This is a genomic window from Reyranella sp. (genome assembly GCF_052439685.1).
GTDB lineage: Bacteria > Pseudomonadota > Alphaproteobacteria > Reyranellales > Reyranellaceae > Reyranella.
The window spans coordinates 37,056-55,503 of the sequence record NZ_JBQVQG010000033.1; the positions used below are offsets into that span (position 1 = coordinate 37,056).

The 18,448-nt window shown below is 66.7% G+C and carries 18 protein-coding genes and 1 pseudogene; 13 read left to right on the top strand and 6 right to left on the bottom strand.

Annotated features, from left to right (window positions below; all coding sequences use genetic code 11):
• Window positions 1-6: 6 nt before the first annotated feature.
• Genes ACT6UX_RS26575 through ACT6UX_RS26585 form a run of 3 tightly spaced genes read right to left on the bottom strand, consistent with a single transcriptional unit; the run spans window position 7 to window position 3,563 of the window.
• Complete coding sequence (locus tag ACT6UX_RS26575) at window positions 7-1,539, bottom strand: ABC-F family ATP-binding cassette domain-containing protein (RefSeq protein WP_444778169.1); 1,533 nt, start codon at window positions 1,537-1,539, stop codon at window positions 7-9.
• Between the two features lie 49 nt (window positions 1,540-1,588).
• Complete coding sequence (locus ACT6UX_RS26580; protein WP_444778170.1) at window positions 1,589-2,767, bottom strand: amidohydrolase family protein; 1,179 nt, start codon at window positions 2,765-2,767, stop codon at window positions 1,589-1,591.
• 13 nt (window positions 2,768-2,780) lie between these two features.
• A complete protein-coding gene (locus ACT6UX_RS26585) occupies window positions 2,781-3,563 on the bottom strand; it encodes an HpcH/HpaI aldolase family protein (protein ID WP_444778171.1) in 783 nt (260 codons plus the stop codon).
• Between the two features lie 57 nt (window positions 3,564-3,620).
• Here ACT6UX_RS26585 and ACT6UX_RS26590 point away from each other — a divergent pair, with 57 nt between their 5' ends.
• The 4 genes from ACT6UX_RS26590 to ACT6UX_RS26605 all read left to right on the top strand — a co-directional run bounded on the left by ACT6UX_RS26590 (window position 3,621) and on the right by ACT6UX_RS26605 (window position 7,023).
• Complete coding sequence (locus ACT6UX_RS26590) at window positions 3,621-4,499, top strand: aldose 1-epimerase (RefSeq protein WP_444778172.1); 879 nt, start codon at window positions 3,621-3,623, stop codon at window positions 4,497-4,499.
• A gap of 9 nt (window positions 4,500-4,508) precedes the next feature.
• Window positions 4,509-5,276, top strand: a complete 768-nt coding sequence (locus tag ACT6UX_RS26595; protein WP_444778173.1) for an SDR family NAD(P)-dependent oxidoreductase — start codon at window positions 4,509-4,511, stop codon at window positions 5,274-5,276.
• On the top strand, window positions 5,273-5,956 hold the full coding sequence (locus ACT6UX_RS26600) for a hypothetical protein (protein ID WP_444778174.1): 684 nt from the start codon (window positions 5,273-5,275) through the stop codon (window positions 5,954-5,956). The genes ACT6UX_RS26595 and ACT6UX_RS26600 overlap by 4 nt, the downstream gene beginning before the upstream one ends.
• Window positions 5,957-6,102: 146 nt before the next feature.
• Window positions 6,103-7,023, top strand: coding sequence for a Bug family tripartite tricarboxylate transporter substrate binding protein (locus ACT6UX_RS26605; RefSeq protein ID WP_444778175.1), 921 nt, complete (start codon window positions 6,103-6,105; stop codon window positions 7,021-7,023).
• 40 nt (window positions 7,024-7,063) lie between these two features.
• On the opposite strand, the gene ACT6UX_RS26610 is transcribed toward ACT6UX_RS26605, so the two are convergent.
• The 3 genes from ACT6UX_RS26610 to ACT6UX_RS26620 are packed head-to-tail and all read right to left on the bottom strand — an operon-like array spanning window position 7,064 to window position 9,969.
• Window positions 7,064-7,756, bottom strand: a complete 693-nt coding sequence (locus ACT6UX_RS26610; protein ID WP_444778176.1) for an alpha/beta fold hydrolase — start codon at window positions 7,754-7,756, stop codon at window positions 7,064-7,066.
• 26 nt (window positions 7,757-7,782) lie between these two features.
• The gene (locus tag ACT6UX_RS26615) at window positions 7,783-9,027 is read right to left on the bottom strand and encodes an MgtC/SapB family protein (RefSeq protein WP_444778177.1); all 1,245 of its coding nucleotides are present in this window, start codon (window positions 9,025-9,027) and stop codon (window positions 7,783-7,785) included.
• A gap of 45 nt (window positions 9,028-9,072) precedes the next feature.
• On the bottom strand, window positions 9,073-9,969 hold the full coding sequence (locus tag ACT6UX_RS26620; protein ID WP_444778178.1) for a LysR substrate-binding domain-containing protein: 897 nt from the start codon (window positions 9,967-9,969) through the stop codon (window positions 9,073-9,075).
• 96 nt (window positions 9,970-10,065) lie between these two features.
• Here ACT6UX_RS26620 and ACT6UX_RS26625 point away from each other — a divergent pair, with 96 nt between their 5' ends.
• The 9 genes and pseudogenes from ACT6UX_RS26625 to ACT6UX_RS26665 all read left to right on the top strand — a co-directional run.
• The gene (locus ACT6UX_RS26625; RefSeq protein WP_444778186.1) at window positions 10,066-11,601 is read left to right on the top strand and encodes an alkaline phosphatase family protein; all 1,536 of its coding nucleotides are present in this window, start codon (window positions 10,066-10,068) and stop codon (window positions 11,599-11,601) included.
• A gap of 19 nt (window positions 11,602-11,620) precedes the next feature.
• Window positions 11,621-12,928, top strand: coding sequence for a sn-glycerol-3-phosphate ABC transporter substrate-binding protein UgpB (ugpB, locus tag ACT6UX_RS26630; protein WP_444778179.1), 1,308 nt, complete (start codon window positions 11,621-11,623; stop codon window positions 12,926-12,928).
• A 30-nt stretch (window positions 12,929-12,958) separates the two neighbouring features.
• Window positions 12,959-13,852, top strand: a complete 894-nt coding sequence (gene ugpA / locus ACT6UX_RS26635; RefSeq protein ID WP_444778180.1) for a sn-glycerol-3-phosphate ABC transporter permease UgpA — start codon at window positions 12,959-12,961, stop codon at window positions 13,850-13,852.
• Window positions 13,849-14,772, top strand: coding sequence for an ABC transporter permease subunit (locus ACT6UX_RS26640; protein ID WP_444778181.1), 924 nt, complete (start codon window positions 13,849-13,851; stop codon window positions 14,770-14,772). Before ugpA ends, ACT6UX_RS26640 begins: the two co-directional genes overlap by 4 nt.
• Before the next feature lie 11 nt (window positions 14,773-14,783).
• Window positions 14,784-15,851 (top strand): ABC transporter ATP-binding protein, encoded by a 1,068-nt coding sequence (locus ACT6UX_RS26645; protein ID WP_444778182.1) that lies wholly within the window; start codon window positions 14,784-14,786, stop codon window positions 15,849-15,851.
• 25 nt (window positions 15,852-15,876) lie between these two features.
• Window positions 15,877-17,295, top strand: coding sequence for an amidase family protein (locus tag ACT6UX_RS26650; RefSeq protein ID WP_444778183.1), 1,419 nt, complete (start codon window positions 15,877-15,879; stop codon window positions 17,293-17,295).
• Window positions 17,296-17,429: 134 nt separating this feature from the next.
• On the top strand, window positions 17,430-17,732 hold the full coding sequence (locus ACT6UX_RS26655; RefSeq protein ID WP_444778184.1) for a hypothetical protein: 303 nt from the start codon (window positions 17,430-17,432) through the stop codon (window positions 17,730-17,732).
• Window position 17,733: 1 nt separating this feature from the next.
• Window positions 17,734-18,054 carry a DUF3325 domain-containing protein gene (locus tag ACT6UX_RS26660; protein ID WP_444778185.1) on the top strand — a complete coding sequence of 107 codons (321 nt, stop codon included), beginning with the start codon at window positions 17,734-17,736 and terminating at the stop codon, window positions 18,052-18,054.
• Window positions 18,054-18,448, top strand: a pseudogene (locus ACT6UX_RS26665) (tonB-system energizer ExbB); the annotation flags it as partial. The gene ACT6UX_RS26660 and the pseudogene ACT6UX_RS26665, both read left to right, overlap by 1 nt.

The following is an 18,448-nucleotide window of genomic DNA, read 5'->3' on the forward strand; positions in this document are numbered from 1 at the left end:
CGCCGATCAGGCCTGCGAGTCGAAGAAGGCGTCGGCGTCGTCGGTCTCGACCAGGCGGCCCTTGCGGATTTCGAGGAAGCGGGTCGCCACGGTGCGCGTGAAGAAGCGGTCATGGCTCACGAAGATGCACGAGACGTCGCTCTTCTCGAGCTGCTCTTCCAGGTCTTCCTGGCCCTCGATGTCGAGATGGTTGGTCGGTTCGTCGAGTACGTAGAAGTTCGGCCGCAGCAGCTTCATCTTCAGGAACACGAGCCGCGCGCGCTCTCCGTGGCTCAGCACGCCGATGGGCTCCTTCAGGCGCACGAAGGCGAAGCCTGCGCCGGCGAGGTGGCGGATCGCCTCCTTCTCGGTGACGCCCTCGGCCGAGGCCACATAGTCGAGAATCTTCGTCCCCACTGGCAGCGTGCTCATCGCCTGGTCGAAATAGACCAGGCGGCAGGCCGGATTGAAGCGCACGGCAGCCTGTCCGTCATAATGCTCGCGGCCGGGCTCATAGGCGGCGGCCAGCGCGGCCAGCAGAGTCGATTTGCCGGTGCCGTTGGTTCCGAGCAGGGCCACGCGCTCGCCCGCGGCAATCGCCAGCCGGTCGATGCCGATCAGCTTGCGCCCCGATCCCGGCACCGTGATGTCGAGGTTGGACAGGCGCAGCGCCACCTTGGCGTCGATGTCTCCGTCCGCCAGTTCGAGCCGCCGCTCGCGCGCGACATAGGTCTGGGTGCGTTCCTTCTCGATGCGGGCGATGCGGCTTTCGACGGCATTCTTGCGCTTGTTGAGGTCGGGGTTCTTGACCGCCCAGACCTTGTAGCGAGCCGCCGCCTGTTCCAGCCGCTTGATCTCGCGATCCTCCTGGCGCGCGCGCGAGGCAGCGGTGGCGTCGCGGCGCAGCAGTTCCTCGCGCGCGATCGAGAAGCGCGTCTTGAAGGCGTGCACGCCGTCGCTGCGCAGGAACAGCGTGCGCTCCGTCACCCGGTCGAGGAACTCGCGATCGTGGCTCACGATCAGCATCGGCACCGCGAACTCGTCCGTCAGCCAGCGCTCCAGCGTGTTGATGTTGGCGAGGTCGAGATGGTTGGTCGGCTCGTCGAGGATCAGGATGTCGGGCTCTTCGAGCCGCGCCGCCGCCGCGATCAGCATCAGCCGCTGCCAGCCACCCGACAACGTGCCGAACGCCTTGTCGAGAATCTCCGGCTCGACACCGATCTCGTCGACCAGCACGTCGATGCGCCAGTCCTCGCCGTCCTGGCCGACTTTGGCCAGCGACTCGCCCAGCACCTCACGGACGGAGTGGACGGCGAGGCGTTCCGGCACATCCTGCGGCACCTGGCCGATTCGAAGCCCGCGCGAGCGAATCACCTGACCGGCATTGAGTTCCAGCACGCCCGTCAGGCATTTCAGCAGCGTCGACTTGCCGGCGCCATTCTCCCCGACCAGCGCCGTGCGCGCATCGTCCAGCAGGAACGACACGGTCTCGAAGACGCGGCCCGAGCCGTAGAAGAAGGAAGCCTGCTCCATGCCGAGCACGGCTTGACGCGACGCCATCGTCTGTCCTGACGCGAAAGGGATCGCGCCTTTACCACCGCGATCCTGCCTAGACCAGCGCGCCGTCCCGCGCGACGATCCGGCCGGCTTTGACCACCAGGCTGCGGCGTTTGCGGCTGGCGACGGCTTCGGCGAGCGTGGTCGCCTCGACCGTCACGAAGTCCGCAGGCCCGCCGACCTTCAGCCCGTAGTCGGCGAGGTCCAGCACGCGGGCCCCGGCTGCCGTCACCATGTCGAAGGCGAGCGCCAATTCCTCGTCGTGGCGGAAGTTGGCGCGATAGCCGATCAGCATGGCCCGCTCCAGCATGTCGCCGTTGCCGAACGGGGACCAGGCATCGCGGATATTGTCCGAGCCGCCAAACACCTCGACGCCATGCTCGCGCAGAAGCTTCAGGGGCGGAATGGTCGCGCCTCCGGGGCCGTGGCTCATGATCGCGACGCCGGCTCGCGCGAGCGTATCGGCCGCGCGGGTCACGCTGTCGGTGGAGACCGAGCCCAGCGCGAAGGCGTGGCTGACCGCGACCTTGCCCTGCAGGCCCGCCGCTTCCGTGCGTTCGGCGATCGCGAGGATCTGCGCCAGACCGGCTTCGCCGCCATCGTGCAGGTGGATGTCGACGCCGACACCACGGCGGCTGGCGATGGCGAAGACCGCGCCGAGATGGGCGTCGAGGTCGCCGTCGATGCCGACAGGATCGAGACCACCCACGAGCTCCGCGCCCTGCGCGATCGCCTCGTCGAGCAGTTCCTGCGTGCCGGGCGAGCGCAGGATGCCGCTTTGAGGGAAGGCCACGATCTCGATGGTGACGAGGTCGCGGAAATGCTCGCGGATCTTCAGAACTTCGTGGAGGTTCCGAAGGCCGAGCTGGTTGTCGATGTCGACATGGGTACGCATGTGGAGGGTGCCGCTGGCCACCACCTGTCGCACCAGGTTCGAGCCGGTCTCGAATTCCGGCACCGTGCGCGCCGCGCGCACCCGGCGTTCGGCCTCGATGCGGTCCGAAACCTTGTTGCCCGCGGATTGATTGGGCACCCACGGCAGGCCGAGCAGGGTCTTGTCGAGATGGATATGGCCGTCGACCAGCGGCGGCAGGACGATCGTGCCGCCGAGATCGACGGTGTCGCTGGCGGCAGCCTTTGCCGAAGCCGGGAGGAGGGCGGCGATCCGCCCTCCTCCGACCTCGATATCGTGCCGGCTGCCGTCGGGCAGTGTGGCGTTGGTGAAGCGCACGCCCGTCCTCGCCTTACTTGGCGGCCGTCGGGCCGCCTTCCTTGCGGGTGAGGTCCACGGCTTCACGCGCCGCCTTGGCCATCAGGCCGGCATCATTGGCGATGGTGACGAGCTGGAAGCCCTTGTGGACCATCTTCGCGGCGTAGCTGCCGGTGCCATTGTGCAGGCCGGCGAACTGGCCGCGCTTCTTGGTGGCGGCGAGCAGCTTGTCGTAGATCGACAGGATCTGCGGCTCCTCCCGGTCGAGCATCGGCTTCAGGCCGAGCGACAGGCCGAGATCGGACGGTCCGATATAGATTCCGCTGATGCCCGGCACGTCGAGGATGGCGTCGATATTATCGATTGCCTCCTGCGTTTCGATCATCGGGATGACCAGCACTTCATCGTTGGCCATCGCCTGATAAGGCGTCGCCTCGCCATAGGCGCCGGCGCGGATTGGGCCGTTGGAGCGCTTGCCCTTGGGCGGATAGAGACAATAGGAAACCAGCGCCTTGGCTTCGGCGGCCGTATTCACCATCGGGCAGATGACGCCCCAGGCGCCGCCGTCCAGGACCTTGCCGACGATGCCGGGCTCGTTCCACGGCACGCGCACCAGCGGCGTGATCGGATGCTTGTCCATCGCCTGGAAGCAGCGGACCATCGAGAGATAGTCCTGAACGCCATGCTGCATGTCGACGGTGACGCTGTCCCAGCCGCATTGCGCCATGGTCTCGGCGGCGAAGCCATCGGGGATCGCCAGCCATCCATTGACGCAGGCCTTGCCGGCCTGCAGCCGCTTCTTCAGCATGTTCGACATCGATGCGTTTCCTCGTCATTTGAGAACGGGGGAGTTTACACAGCGACGGAGGGATGCGTGACGCTTTTGTCGCTGCGGGCGGGCCGGCTGGCCGTCGATCTGGCGCCCGATGCTGGCGGCTCGATCGCGCGCTTCGCCGTCGAGGGCACCGGCGGGAAGGGCGGCGACCTGCTGCGGCCCGCAACCGATTCGGCCCTGGCCTCGGGGACTGGCATGGATACGGCCTGCTACCCGCTGGTGCCTTACTCCAACCGCATCGCGAACGGCCGTCTCGGCTTCGACGGGGAGGAGTTCCTGCTCGCGCGCAACTGCCCGGGGATTCGCCACCCGATGCATGGCGATGGATGGCGACATCCCTGGCAGGTGCTCCACCACGAGCGCACCCGGGCAGAACTCGTCTATCTGCACCAGCGCGGGGCCATAGGCGTCGACTGGCCGTTCCGTTACTGCGCGCGCCAGATCTACAGGCTCGACGAGACGGCCCTGACCGTCCGGCTTTCGATCGAGAACCTCGAAGACCGCGAGGTGCCGGCGGGCCTCGGCCTGCATCCTTTCTTCTTGCGCGATGCCGATACCGAGCTCGCCTGCCGCCTCGCGGGTGTCTGGCGCACAGATGCCGAGGTCCTCCCCCTGCAGCGCGTGCCGGTGCCGCCCGAATGGGATTTCTCCGCGTCGCGCCGCGTCGCCGGAATGGGCCTCGATCACTGCTTCGACGGCTGGGACGGCGAGGCCACCATCACCTGGCCAGAGCGCGGCCTTCGGCTCGTCCTTTCGGCGACGGAGGCATTTCGTCATCTGGTCATCTATGTTCCCGACGGCCAACGTCATTTCTGCGTCGAGCCGGTGAGCCACGCCAACGGCGCGATCGGGCAGACGCGGCTCGCCGCCGGCGCCACGCTCGGCGGCGAGATCTCTTTCCGGCCGGTCCAGATCTAGAGGAGTGTCATGCCGCCCTTCGCTTCCTATCCGAGCCTGTCGGGCCGGACCGCCTTCGTCTCCGGGGGCGGGTCGGGTATCGGCGCCTCGATCGTCGAGCATTTCGCCGCGCAGGGCGCGCGGGTCGGCTTTGTCGATATCGATGAAGCCTCGTCGACGGCGCTGGTCGAGAGTATCCGGGCGGCCGGCCATCCGGCGCCTCTTTTCGTGCGCTGTGATATCCGCGACGTAGCCGCTTACCAGAGCGCCATCGAAACCGTGGCGGCGAAGGTCGGGACCATCACGGTGCTGGTGAACAACGCCGCGCGCGATGATCGCCATACGCTCGATCAGGTGACGCCGGACTTCTGGGACGAGCGCATCGCGGTCAATCTGCGGCATGCCTACTTCGCCATCCAGGCGGTGGCGCCCGGCATGAAGAAGGCGGGCGGCGGCTCGATCGTGAATTTCAGCTCGGTCAGCTACCACACGATGACACCGAACCTTTCCGTCTATCAGGCGGCCAAAGCGGCGGTGATCGGCATGACGCGCGGCCTCGCACGCGACCTCGGCGTCGACGGCATTCGCCTCAATGCCGTGACGCCGGGCTGGATCATGACCCAGCGCCAGCTCGATCTCTGGGTGACGCCGGAGGCCAAGGCGGCCCAGCTCAAGGCGCAATGTCTCAAGGAGCTGCTTTACGCGCCCGACATTGCCCGCATGGTGCTGTGGCTGGCGTCCGACGACAGCCGCTTGGTAACGGCGCAGAATTTCGTCGTCGACGGAGGCCGGGTGTGAACAGCGCCACGATTGCCACGCTGCCGCGACGCTTTTTCCATGGCTGGGTGGCGCTGTTCCGCCACCTGCTGCCGCCGACCACCTATTTCTTCGTCGCGTTCAATCTGATCGTCTTCACCACCAACCTGCTGGCGCATAACTACTGGTTCAACCTCAGCAGTTTTCTGTTAGCCAGCACGACGGCGCTGGTCGTGGGCAAGGTGGTGCTGGTCGTCGACCATGTTCGCATCATCGACAAATTCCGCGGCGCGCCGCTGATCCAGCCGATCCTCTACAAGACCATCTTCTATTCGGTGGTCGTGCTGGTGGCGCGCTTTCTGGAAAATCTCGTGGATGTCGCGTTCGAGGCGCACAGCCTGGAGCAGATCTACCAGATGATGCTCAACGACTTCACCTGGCATCGCTTCGTTGCGGTTCAGGTCTGGATCTTCGTCTGCTTCCTGATCTACGTGACCGCCAGCGAACTCAATGCGCTGGTCGGAGATGGCCAGCTCCGGCGCCTTTTCTTCCATCACCGCTCGTCGGAATACGGGCTGACGCGCCGCCAGCATATCCGCGCGCTGACCGAGATCAGCCGCCTGGCGCGCGACACGCCGCGCGAGCGCCTGCTAGATCCCACCTCGCCGCAGGGCAGCCGTCTGGCCGAGCTGATCGACCGTCTGCGCCGACGCAACGCCTGACGACGCTCATTCCGCTGCATGGTTTCCATTGCACAGGGCCGGTGGATTGGACCGCAGGCTTTGCGCAAAGTCGGCCGATGCAAACATCATATCTCGCGCACGTCCTGCGCTGCCTTTCGTTAGGCCTCGCTGTCCTGGCTCTCCAGATGATCGTCGCGCCGGCGGAGGCACAGGATTGGCCCACCAAGCCGGTCAAGATCGTGGCGCCGTTCGCCGCCGGCGGAAACGTCGACGTCACGGCCCGGATCGTCGCTGCGCGCCTGCAGGCCGAACTCGGCCAGCCGGTCGTCGTCGAGAACAAGACGGGCGCGGGCGCCATGATCGGCTCGGAGTTCGTGGCACGCTCGGCGCCCGATGGTTACACGTTGCTGATGACCTCGGCCTCGCTGACTAACAGCCCGGCCCTGTTCGGCCGCGCACCCTACGACTGGCGCAAGGATTTCACCTTCGTCACCGCCGTCTCGTTCCAGCCGCTGGTCCTGCTGGTGAACCCGTCGATGCCGGCGAAGACGATGCCCGAGTTCCTCGAGCTTGCGCGGAAGGAAGCCGGCAAAATGACGATGGGCACGGCCGGCGCCGGCTCGTTCACGCATCTCGCCGGGCTGCTCGTGGAGCAACGCGCCGACGTGCGTTTCGAGCCCGTGCACTATCGCGGTACGGCCCCCGGCCTGGTCGACCTGATGGCGGGACAGATCCAATTCCAGTTCGAGCCGATCGCGACGGCGCTGCCGCTCATCAGGGACGGCAAGCTGCGGGCGCTCTCCGTCACGTCGCTGCAGCGTGCGCCGGCGCTGCCCGATGTGCCGACGGTCGCAGATACGATCGCGGGTTATGAGGCGATCAACCTGCTCGGGCTCATCGCGCCCGCGGGGCTTCCCGCGCCGGTGCTGGCGAAGCTGAGCGCCTCGATGAAGATCGTGCTGCAGGATCCCGCCGTCATCCGCCGGTTCGACGAACTCGGCACAGAGGCGCGCTTTACCACGCCTGAGGCGTTCTACGAGATCATGCGGACACAGGCCGACACCTGGATCCCTGTCATCGGCAAAGCCAACCTCAAGCTCGAGTAGGTCGAGGCGTCGGGGCGCTTCGTGCTGAAACCCCGCCGCGCTACAGACCGGTGCTCTCGATCCACGTGGTGAGCCGTGCCGAGAGCTCGTGCGGCTTCTCGAGCGGCGCCATGTGCCCGCAATCCTCGATGATGCTGAAGCGGGAGTTCGGCAACGCCTGCGCCATGCGTTCGGTCTCGCCCAGGGTGCGCAGCCGATCCTGGCGGCAGGCGATGACCAGGGACGGACAGGTGATGCGTTCGAGATCGGCATAGCCGTCGCGGCGCACCAGGGCGGCCTGACGCTTGCGTACTTCCGGCCCCAGCCGCCGCTGCATGCCCCGCAGACGGTCGAGCAGCACCGGGTCGGTCTCGCGGTCGGGATGCAGGCCCATCGCCGTCGTTACCGTGCCCGCCGCGCGCGGTGGCCGGTCGCCGGGCCGGAAGCCCGAGATCCGTCGCGCCCGCTCCTCGTCCGAATAGCCGCGCGCCGACGAAGCGACGAAGGCCACGCCGGCCACGCGCTCCGGTGCCATCAGCGTTAGGATGCGCGCGACGAACCCACCCATCGAGAAGCCGATCAGCACGAAGCGTTCCGGCGCTTCCGCCAGCACGCGTGCGGCCATGCCTTCGAGGGTATCGTCTTCGTAGACGTTGCCGAAATGCAGGGCGCCCAACGGCTCGAGTTGCGGGAGCATGTCGCTCCACAGATCGGCATCGCACATGAAGCCGGGCAGGAAGACGAGGGATCTCACGTGGCTGCTCCCTAAGGTCGTGCGGCTCATGCGATCAGCAGGGCGGCCCAGGCTGCTGCCAGCATGAAGAGTTGGCCTGGAACGACGTAGAACGCGAAACGCCGACCGCCGGCGGTAAGGGCGAACAGCGTCTTGGTCACGGTGTTGGTCGAGAAGGCGGCGAGGACCGGGATCACGGAGGCGGCCGGCGTTAATCTGCCATCGGCAACGAGAGACGCGACGGAGATGGCGGGGGCGTGCGTATCGGCAAAGCCCGCCGCTGCGGCCGCGAAGATCACGCCGGCCTCGCCGAACCAGTCCTGAAGGGCAGCAGCCAGCAGCAGCACGCCTGCCAGAAGCCCGGCAAAGAGCAGAGCCGTGCGCAGGCTGAAGGCGCTGCCTTGCGCCTCCTCGACCTTGCCGCTGTCCGTCTGCAGCGCCCATAGGGTGAAAGCCCCGCCATAGAGGATCGCCGCCGCCCCCGCGAACAGCAGCGGCATCAGGATCGCCCGGAAAGCGGCGAGGTCGGTGACCGCGATCAGGATGCCGAGTTGCACGACCGTAGCGATGGAGGACATCGCCGCGCCGGCGGCCGCGGGCTTCATCAGATGCGGATCGCGAGTCGAACGAGCGCCCATGGCCCCGATCGTCGCCGAACTCGAGATGAAGCCGGAGGCCAAGCCCGCCAGCGGTAGGCCGAAGCGTGGCCCCACGACCCTGACGGCGATGTAGCCCAGTGCGCCGACACCCATCACCAGGATCACCACCAGCCAGATCGTGCGCAGGTTCAGCGCGCCATAGGGGCCGATCGGATGGTCTGGCAGCAGCGGCAGCACGACCAGGGTGGCGCCGGCGAAGATCAGCAGGTCGTGGATCTCGTCGTCGGTCAATATCGAGCGGACGAAGCGGTGCAGGGCGACGCGGGCGTTGAGCAGTAGGGCGACGACCACGCCCACACCCGCGGCAAAGGTGGGCTCGCGAATGGCGAGCCCGCCCAGCAGCGTGGTTGCCACCAGCGCCGTCTCCGTCGTGAGGCCCGGATCGTTGTCGCGCGCTCGCCAGTAGGACAGGCCAGCGAAAGCCACCATGCCCAACACGACGGCGGCCAGCAGGACATTTCCTCCGGCCGCGGCACCCGTCGCGCCGGCCAGCGAGGCGAGGGTGAAGGTTCGCAGGCCTGCGGCGCCGCGGCCCGGTCCTTCGCCCTTCTTGCGCTCGCGGTCGATGCCGATCAGCAGGCCGACGCCAAGGGCGACGACGAAGCCTAGAAAAAGGGAGTGGGGTTCGAGCATGAGGGGGCAGAGTGTAGCATCAGATGGCGCACGCCACGCAGCACCTCAGGGCAGACCGCGCCGCGTCGCCGCGCGCTGATTGGACAGGCCCGCCGCCACCGCGAAGAAAGCCTTGATGCTGCGGCGCATGCTCTCGCTCTTCAGGCAGGCGACGTAGTCGCTGCTGGTGATCTTCGTGTCGCGGATATGGAGGGTGCGAAAACGCGTCGAAGCGCTGGCTTCCAATTCCCAGATCATGCTGAAGCCGAGGCCGGCGCCGACCGCTTCGCAAACCGCCTCACGGCTGCCCAGCTCCAGCACGGTGCGGGGCCGGACGCCGGCCTTCGCCATCGCCGCGTGAGTGATGCGCCGGGTGTTCGAGCCTTCCTCGCGGGAAATCATGGGCTGGTCGTGGAGCTCGGCCAGCCGCACGCTCTCGCGTCCTGCCCAGGGATGGTCGTTGGCCACGATCAGCACGGCGGTATGCCGCCACAGCGGCATGGCATGGATCTGTGGGTGTCGTTCCACGCCGGGCAGGATGGCGAGGTCGGTCCGCCGCTCCAGAAGCTGCTCGCGCACGAAACGCGTGTTGCCCATGGCGACGGAGAGCTCGATGTTGGGATGGCGTGCCAGGAAGCGGGCGAACACGCCCATGGCGATATGCGGCCCGTCAGCGGTCAGGCTGAGCTGGCCGCTCTCGAGCTCGGACGACTCGGTCAGGATCTCGCGCATCTGCTCTTCGAGGCTCGAATAGCGGCGCGACATCCGGAACAGGCGTTCGCCCATTTCGGTGAGGCGCACCGCTCGGCGCGAGCGTTCGAGCAGCTTCACACCGTAGCGCTCCTCGAGCGCCTTCACCTGGATGGTGACGGCGGGCTGGGTCAGTCCGAGCGCTTCGGCGGCGCGGGAGAAGCTGCCGTGATGGGCGACGGCATCGAAGGCGCGGATCTGTGTGTGCAACATGGTCTAGTATTAATATTTTTTAAGTTACAGAAGTAATATTAAATTGTCCTATCAGTCCGCGCCGCCGATGATCCTTGCAGGAGAAGGGGGCAAGTGATGGTCGCGCGGAGGAACATCCTCTTCATCGTCATCGATCAGTGGCGGGCCGATGCACTTGGCTGTGCGGGCAATCCCGTCCTGAAGACACCCAATCTCGATCGTCTTGCCGCCGATGGCGTGCTCTGCCGCCGCCATTTCGTACAGGCGGCCCCCTGCGGCCCGTCACGCGCGGCGCTGCTGACCGGCACCTACCAGCACAATAACGGCGTCATGCGGAACGGCACGCCGCTGGCGCGCCGCTTCACCAACATCGCCCTGGAATGCCGCAAGGCCGGCTACGACCCGGCGCTGTTCGGCTATACCGACACGACGGCGGACCCGACCGGCCTGCCGCCCGTCGATCCGGCGCTGCGGACCTACGAATCGGTCATGCCCGGATTCGCGGCCGAACTGCATCTGCCGGAATTGCCCTATCCGTGGATGGCCGACCTCAAGGCCAAGGGCTATTCCTTCGCCGATGACGTCACCGAGATCTACCGCCCGGCCAATCCGGCGGGCGACCGCGGGCCGACTTTTCCGCCGGCGCGCTTCAAGGCGCAGGACAGCATCACCGCCTTCCTGACGGATCGCCTGCTCGATTACATCTCGGTGCGCCGCAACGGATCATGGTTCGCGCACGCGGCCTATATCCGCCCGCATCCGCCGTTCATCGCCCCCGAGCCTTACAACACGCTCTACGATCCGGCCGACATGCCGCCGCCCCGCCGTGCCGCCACGGTCGAAGTGGAGGCCGCACAGCATCCGCTGCTGGCGAGCTATCTCGAGTCGCAGAACCAGGCGAGCTACTTCGTCACCGGGCGGGGGCGGGTCGCCGATCTCAGCGCGTCGGACATCGCGCAGCTGCGGGCGACCTATTACGGCATGGTGCAGGAAGTCGATGACCAGGTCGGCCGCCTGATCGACAAGTTGAAGGAGTGGGGACTGTACGACGATACGCTGATCGTCGTGACGGCGGACCACGGCGAGCTGCTGGGCGACCACTGGATGCTCGGCAAGCAGGGTTATTTCGACGAGGCCTACAACGTGCCGCTGATCGTGCGCGATCCGCGGCCGGCGGCGAATGCGAGCCGCGGCACGGCGATCGAGCGCTTCACCGAGGCGGTCGACGTAATGCCGACGGTTCTCGAGTGGCTCGGCCTCGACATCCCGCGGCAGTGCGATGGCCGCTCTCTGCTGCCGCTGCTGCACGGACGCGCGGTCGAGGACTGGCGCCGCGAAGTGCATTGGGAGTTCGACTTCCGCGGCCTCGGCGCGGCCGATTCCGAAACGGCGCTGGGCGTGCCGATGGATGCCTGCTCGCTCGCCGTCGTTCGCGACGAACGCTTCAAGTACGTCCATTTCGCTGCCTTGCCGCCGCTGTTCTTCGATCTCGCAGCCGACCCGCACTGTTTCACCGACCTGTCGCGCGATCCCGCCGCGGCGCCCGCGATGCTGGCCTACGCGCAGAAGATGCTGTCGTGGCGGATCGTTTCGAGCGCCCGCGATTTCACCGGCATGCACGTTTCATCCAAGGGCCTCCACGTCCGCCCGTGATCAGGAGAAGGAAACCGTCATGAGGAACAGGTTGTTCGGCGCCCTCGCCGGAATGGTCGCCGCCTTTGCTGCATCGGTCGCGGCGGCCGCACCGATCGAGATCCAGTTCTGGCACCCGACGCTGGGACCGATCGACGATGCGCTGAAGCAGCAGATCGAGAGCTTCAACAATTCCCAGACCGCCTACAAGGTCGTGGCGTCCGGCCGCGGCACCTACGACGAGACCTTCAATGCCGCGATCGCGGGCTTCCGGGCAAACAAGAGCCCGCACCTGCTGGTCGTGATCGGCCAGGGCACGCAGAGCATGCTGCTGTCGGGCGCGGTCTATCCGGTGCAGGACCTGCTGGCGGCCGAGGGCTACAAGATCGACTGGGACAACTACATCCAGCCGGTGCTGAACTACTATCGCACCAAGGACATGAAGCTCCTGTCGCTGCCGTTCAGCGTCTCGACGCCGATCCTCTGGTACAACAAGGACGGCTTCGCCAAGGCCGGGCTCACGCGACCGCCGGTGACCTGGGACGAGATGGGTGAGTACCTGACGAAGCTGCGCGCCGCAGGATTCGAGTGCGGCTACACTTCGGGCTGGCAGCAGTGGGTGCATGTCGACAACTATTCGACGATCCACGACCTGCCGATCGCCACCCTGCATAACGGCCTCGACGGGCTCGCTGCCACCTTCACCTACAACAAGACGGATGTGGTGAAGAACATCGCGCGGCTGCAGTCGTGGGTCGCCGACGGCCGTTACGTCTATTCGGGCCGCCAGGGTAGCAGCGCCACGCCGGCCTTCGCGTCGGGCCGCTGTGCGATGATGACCCATTCCTCGGCCGTCTTCTCTTCGCTGCAGGCCAGTGCCAAGTTCGCCTTCGAGGCCGCGCCCCTGCCCTACGAAGCCGGCACGACTCCGCACAACAGCCTGATCGGCGGCGGGGCGCTCTGGGTGCTGAAGGGTCACAAGCCCGAAGAGTACAAGGGCGTTGCCGCCTTCCTGGCGCACCTCGCCAGCCCGGACCAGCAGGCCAAGTGGCACAAGGATACCGGCTACATGCCGATCACCAAGGCCGCGTACGAGAAGGTCAAGGCCGAGGGCTACTACGAAAAATACCCGCAGCAGGAGGTGGCCATTACCCAGGTGCAGCGCGGGACGCCGACGCTCAACACGATGACCGTGCGGCTGGGCAATGCCAACCAGTACGTCGCCGCCCTCGAAGAGGAGATGGAGGCCGTCTGGGCCAACAAGAAGACGGCGCAGCAGGCGATGGACGACGCGGTGCGGCGCGGCAACGAGATCCTGCGCCGCTTCGAGCGGCAGCGCGGCAACTGAGGTGACGCGCCGTCGCGAGGAGCTGACGCCGTGATCAAACGGGTGAACTTCCAGCGGCACAAGCCGCTGGCGTTCCTGCTCCTTGCGCCGCAGATGCTCGTCCTCGCCATCTTCGTCTTCTGGCCGGCGGCGCAGGCTCTCTACCAGGCCTTCACCATTAGCGATCCGTTCGGCCAGCACTCGACCTTCGTGTGGTTCGACAATTTCCGCGACGTGCTGACCAGTCCGGAATATTTCAATTCGATCTACCGCACCGCCATCTTCAGCACCGGCACGACCGCGTCGGCCGTGCTGGCGGGCCTCGGCTTCGCGGTGCTGGTCGACCGCGTCGCGAGGGGCAAGTCGGTCTATCGGCTGATGATCATCTGGCCCTATGCCGTCGCGCCCGTGCTGGCGGGCGTGCTCTGGCTGTTCCTCTTCCATCCGATCTACGGCGCCATCGCGCTGATGCTGAAGCAGGGCTTCGGCATTCCGTGGAACCCGCTGCTCGACGGCAGCGACGCCATGCTGCTGGTCATCGTGGCCGCCGCCTGGAAGCAGGTGAGCTACAATTTCGTGTTCTTCCTCGCCGCCCTGCAGGCGATCCCGCGCTCGCTGATCGAGGCGGCGGCGATCGACGGGGCGGGCCCGATCCGGCGTTTCGTCAGCATCGTCTTCCCGCTGATCTCGCCGACCACCTTCTTCCTGCTCGTCATCAATGTCGTCTATGCCTTCTTCGATACGTTCGGCATCATCCATGCCCTGACCCAGGGGGGGCCCGGAGGCGCGACGGACATCCTGGTCTACAAGGTCTATGCCGACGGCTTCCTCGGCCTCGATCTTGGCCTGTCCTCGGCCCAGTCGGTCATCCTGATGATCCTGGTGATCGGGCTGACGGCGGTGCAGTTTCGATATCTCGAACGGCGTGTGAAGTACGCCCAATGATCGAGCGGACCCCCAAGCTCGACCTCTTCTGTCACCTGCTGCTGATCGCGGGTGTCGTGGCCGTCTGCCTGCCTCTTTACTACGCGCTGATCGCGGCGACGCACACGCTGCCCGACGTGCTGCAGGTCCCCATGCCGCTCACGCCGGGCAACGAGCTGCTGGCCAACCTCGAAACGGCGATGGCGCGCGGCGATCTCGGCCGACAACTCCTCAATTCGCTGATCGTTTCGGTCGGCGTCACGGTCGGCAAGATCTCAGTGTCCATACTGTCGGCTTTCGCCATCACTTATTTCCGCTTTCCTTTCCGGATGACGGCCTTCTGGCTGATCTTCGCGACGCTGATGCTGCCAATCGAGGTCCGTATCGTTCCGACATACGCCGTGGCCGCCCATCCGCTGCAGGGGCTGGGCTGGTTGCTCGACGAGACGGGCCTGCGCGGGCCGCTGGAGAGCCTGACGGGCTGGAATATCGAAGCCGTCGTGAAATGGAGCCTGCTCGATTCCTATGCCGGCCTCATCCTGCCGTTGATGGCCTCGGCCACCGCCACCTTCCTGTTCCGCCAGCTCTTTCTCACGATCCCCGAGGAACTGCTGGAGGCCGCCAAGATCGATGGCGCGTCGCCCATGCGCTTCCTGATCGACGTTCTGTGGCCGATGTCGCGCACCAACGTCGTGGCGCTCACGGTCATTCTCTTCGTGTTCGGTTGGAACCAGTATCTGTGGCCGCTGCTGATCACCACCGAGGCCAGCATGACGACCGCAGTGATCGGCCTGTCCAAACAGATCTCCGCCGCGCCCGAGGCCGTGCCGAAATGGAACACGCTGATGGCTTCGGCGCTGGTGATCACGCTGCCGCCGGTGATGGTGGTGATCGTGCTGCAGCGCTGGTTCGTCAAAGGCCTCGTCGACTCGGAAAAATAGCGGAGCATTCCTTGGCCACCGTCGACATTCGCAAAGTAGAGAAGTCCTACGGGACGTCCCAGGTGCTGCACGGCATCGACCTCGAAATCCGCCACGGTGAGTTTGCGGTCATCCTGGGGCCGAGCGGCTGCGGGAAATCCACGCTCCTGCGCATGATCGCCGGCCTCGAGGAAATCACCGGCGGCGAGATCGCCATCGACGGCCGGGTGGTCAACCGGCTCGAGCCGCGCGAGCGCGACATCGCCATGGTGTTCCAGAACTACGCGCTCTATCCGCACATGAGCGTCGAGGAGAACATGTCCTATTCGCTCAGGATCGCTCACGCCTCAAAGGCAACGATCCGCGACAAGGTGGCGGGCGTCGCCGGCATCCTCGGCATCGGCGACTTCCTCGGCCGCAAGCCCACGCAATTGAGCGGCGGCCAGCGCCAGCGGGTCGCCATGGGCCGCGCCATCATCCGCGAGCCCAAGGTCTTCCTGTTCGACGAGCCGTTGTCGAACCTCGATGCCAAGCTGCGTCACCAGATGCGCACCGAGCTGAAGCGCCTGCATCTTCGGCTCGACGCCACCTCGATCCTCGTGACGCACGACCAGGTCGAGGCGATGTCGCTCGCCAACCGCCTGATCGTGATGAACGCCGGTCGGGTGGAGCAGGTGGGTTCGCCGGGCGAGGTCTATGCGCGGCCCGCGACCCTGTTCGTGGCGGGCTTCATCGGCTCGCTGCCGATGAACTTCTTCGAAGGCACAGTGGGCGCAGACGGGCGCGCGATCGTTCTCGTGGGCGGCGCGTCGATCGCGGGCGAGGGCGAGCGGATCGGCACGCCGGGGCGGGAGGTCGTGATCGGCGTCAGGCCCGATGCCCTCACCCTGGCGCCGCCGCAGGCCGGCGGCCTCGGGGGCCGGGTCGAGCTGGTCGAGGATCTGGGCAGCGTGAAGCTTCTTCATCTCGACGATGGCAGGGGCGGGTTCGTGGTCGCGGTGCCGCCGGACACGGAGTTGGGTGAGGCCATGCAGCACGGCGTGATCGTGCGGGGCAAGGACGTGCACGTGTTCGACGCCAGGTCGGGCGAGCGCCTCTAGGAAAAGCAGGATCAGGAGGAAGACGATGGAACTGCGTCAGTACGCAGCCCTGAGAGCGGTCGAGATGGCGCGATTGGTGCGACAGGGCGAGGTCTCGCCCGTGGAACTGGTTCAGTCGTCACTGAATGCGATCGAGGAAACCGAGGCGCGGGTGAACGCCTACAGCGCCGTCTTTGCCGAGGATGCCAAGGCGCGGGCGGCAGAGCTGGAGAAGGAGGCGCGCGCCGGCTCCTTCCGCGGTCCGTTGCACGGCGTGCCGGTCGGCATCAAGGATCTCTTCCTGGTCAATGGCTACAAGACGCAGCGCGGCTCGAAGCTCTACGTCGATTCGGTCGCGACCGAGACCGCCCCGTCTGTCGAGCGGCTTCTTGCGGCCGGCGCGGTCATGGTCGGCAAGACGACGACGCCCGAGCTGGGCTGGAAGGCGGCATCCAACTCACCGCTCTATGGCGTGACGCGCAATCCCTGGGACCTTTCGAAGACCGCCGGCGGATCGAGCTCGGGGTCGGCCGTCGCCGTGGCGAACGGGACCGTGCCGCTGACGCTCGGTTCCGACGGTGGTGGATCGATGAGAGTGCCCGCCTCGTTCTGCGGCATCTTCTCGCTGAAGCCGACGCTGGCGCGCGTGCCGACCTATCCGCTCAGCCCGACCGAGCATCTGTCGCATGCCGGGCCTATGACCAACAGCGTCGAGGACTATGCGCTGGCACTCGACGTCGTGCAGGGACCGGATGCGCGCGACCCGCAGTCGCTGCCGCCGCCGGGCCTGTCCTACCACGAGGCCTTGGGCGAGCTGCCGAAGCTGCGCTGCGTGCTCGCGCCGACCCTGTTCGGCGCTTCTGTCGACCCGGGCATCGCGGCGGTGATAGCGAAGGCCTTCGGCGAGATCGCGGCGCGTCTGCCGGTCGAGATCGTCGACACGAAGCTCGACTGGCCCGATCCCATCGACATCTTCGACGCGCTCTGGGTGGCGCGAGGCGCGCTCTATGCCGGCCTGAGGCCGGAAGACGTGGCGCGCATCGATCCGGGGTTTGCCCGCATGGTGGCGGGCTCGGCGTCGATCAGGCTCGAAGATCATTTCCGGACCCTGCAGGCGCGGGCGGCCTTCAATCGCTCGGTGGCCGAGGCGTTCGAGACCTTCGACCTGCTCGTGATGCCGATGGTTCCGATCGAGCCGTTTGCGGCCGAGGCCGATGGACCGCCGGACATGGATATGGACAAGCCGGTGCCCTGGGCGCGATGGACGCCCTTCTCCTATCCTTTCAACCTGACCGGCCAGCCGGCGGCCTCCATCCCCTGCGGCTGGTCGCCCTCCGGGCTGCCGGTCGGCCTGCAGGTGATTGGGCGACGGTTTGCCGACGAGAAAGTGCTGCAGTTCTGCGCGGCCTTGGAGAAGCACTTCGGCTGGCGGCAGCGCACACCGACCGTCTACGCCGGATCCTGAGGCAATATTTCGCCTGTGCCGTGAGAATACGCACCCTGCGGGCAGGGTAGGGCGAAAATAAATCGCGCTCAGCCGTCCGGCCGGGGAGAAAACGGACCCTCTCGTTCGTCTTATGAATGAGAGGTAGTCGCAGCGTGATTCCGTCCAAGACCGGTCTGTCAGTATTCGTTCGCCTCGTCGCGGCGGTCGGGGGTGGCTATGCCGTGGCGGCGGGCCTTGCCGCGCTGGCGGCGGTCGCCCTTCCGGCGGCCGGACTTATGGTGCGCAGCGAGGCGGTCGTCCTGGCGTCGATGCTGGCCTTTCTCGTTTATCTGGCGCTGCTGATCTGGGCCTTTGCAGACCGGCGACTGGCACGTCTCTGTCTGGTCATGGCCGCTGCCGGGATCGCCTCGTGGAGCGGCGCCTGGGGCCTGCTGCGCCTGACCGCGGGCGGTTGAAATGGCGCCCGCTCTTTTGATCGCGCTGGCGCTCGCCTCCTATTTCGGTTTTGCCCTTCTGGCGCTGAGCCAGGATCGCCACTGGGAGCGCGCCGGCGGTGGGCGCGACTGCCCGGGCCGGCTCGTCCTGCCGATGCGGATTGCGGGCTATGCCTTCCTGCTGGCCTCGCTGGCGCTCGCTCTGTGGCGCGACGGCCCGAGCTTCGGCTCGCTCGTCTGGGCAACCATGCTCAGCGTCGGCGCGGTCGCCGTGACCTGCACTCTCACCTGGCGCGCCAACTGGCTGCGTCCCGTCGTTCGCACTCTTCAAGGTATCGGGTAATGCTGCTTCGTCGTCTGCTGGTTCTCCTTCTGCTTTTCCCGTCGCTGGCGTGGGCGCAAGCCTCGACGACGACGCAGGCCTCCCCGCCAGCGGCCTCTCCACCAGCGGCAGAGCCGTCGGTTGGATCGACGCCGACTCCCGCGGCGCCGCCCGCCGCCACGTCACCCGCTCCCGCCGGCTCGGCGGTTCCCGCGGCGCCGCCTGCTGCTGCTACGACCACCCCGGCCGCCGGCGTATCGGCTGATCCGACTGCGCCGTCCGCGGCCACGACTGCGCCTGCCGATCCGGCTGCGCCGACGATCACCCCTCCCGCGGGAACGCCGGCTGCGGCGCCGGCCCAGGCAGTGCTGCCGAAGGACCTGTCGGTGTGGGGCATGTTCGTGGCGGCGGACTG

Coding starts and splice junctions, on each gene's coding strand:
- ACT6UX_RS26595 (WP_444778173.1), top strand. CDS start 4,509: ATGCCGCCCTTCGCTTCCTATCCGAGCCTGTCGGGCCGGACCGCCTTC.
- ACT6UX_RS26625 (WP_444778186.1), top strand. CDS start 10,066: ATGGTCGCGCGGAGGAACATCCTCTTCATCGTCATCGATCAGTGGCGG.
- ACT6UX_RS26575 (WP_444778169.1), bottom strand. CDS start 1,539: ATGGCGTCGCGTCAAGCCGTGCTCGGCATGGAGCAGGCTTCCTTCTTC.
- ugpB (WP_444778179.1), top strand. CDS start 11,621: ATGAGGAACAGGTTGTTCGGCGCCCTCGCCGGAATGGTCGCCGCCTTT.
- ACT6UX_RS26585 (WP_444778171.1), bottom strand. CDS start 3,563: ATGTCGAACATGCTGAAGAAGCGGCTGCAGGCCGGCAAGGCCTGCGTC.
- ACT6UX_RS26615 (WP_444778177.1), bottom strand. CDS start 9,027: ATGCTCGAACCCCACTCCCTTTTTCTAGGCTTCGTCGTCGCCCTTGGC.
- ACT6UX_RS26640 (WP_444778181.1), top strand. CDS start 13,849: ATGATCGAGCGGACCCCCAAGCTCGACCTCTTCTGTCACCTGCTGCTG.
- ACT6UX_RS26650 (WP_444778183.1), top strand. CDS start 15,877: ATGGAACTGCGTCAGTACGCAGCCCTGAGAGCGGTCGAGATGGCGCGA.
- ACT6UX_RS26605 (WP_444778175.1), top strand. CDS start 6,103: ATGATCGTCGCGCCGGCGGAGGCACAGGATTGGCCCACCAAGCCGGTC.
- ACT6UX_RS26620 (WP_444778178.1), bottom strand. CDS start 9,969: ATGTTGCACACACAGATCCGCGCCTTCGATGCCGTCGCCCATCACGGC.
- ACT6UX_RS26660 (WP_444778185.1), top strand. CDS start 17,734: ATGGCGCCCGCTCTTTTGATCGCGCTGGCGCTCGCCTCCTATTTCGGT.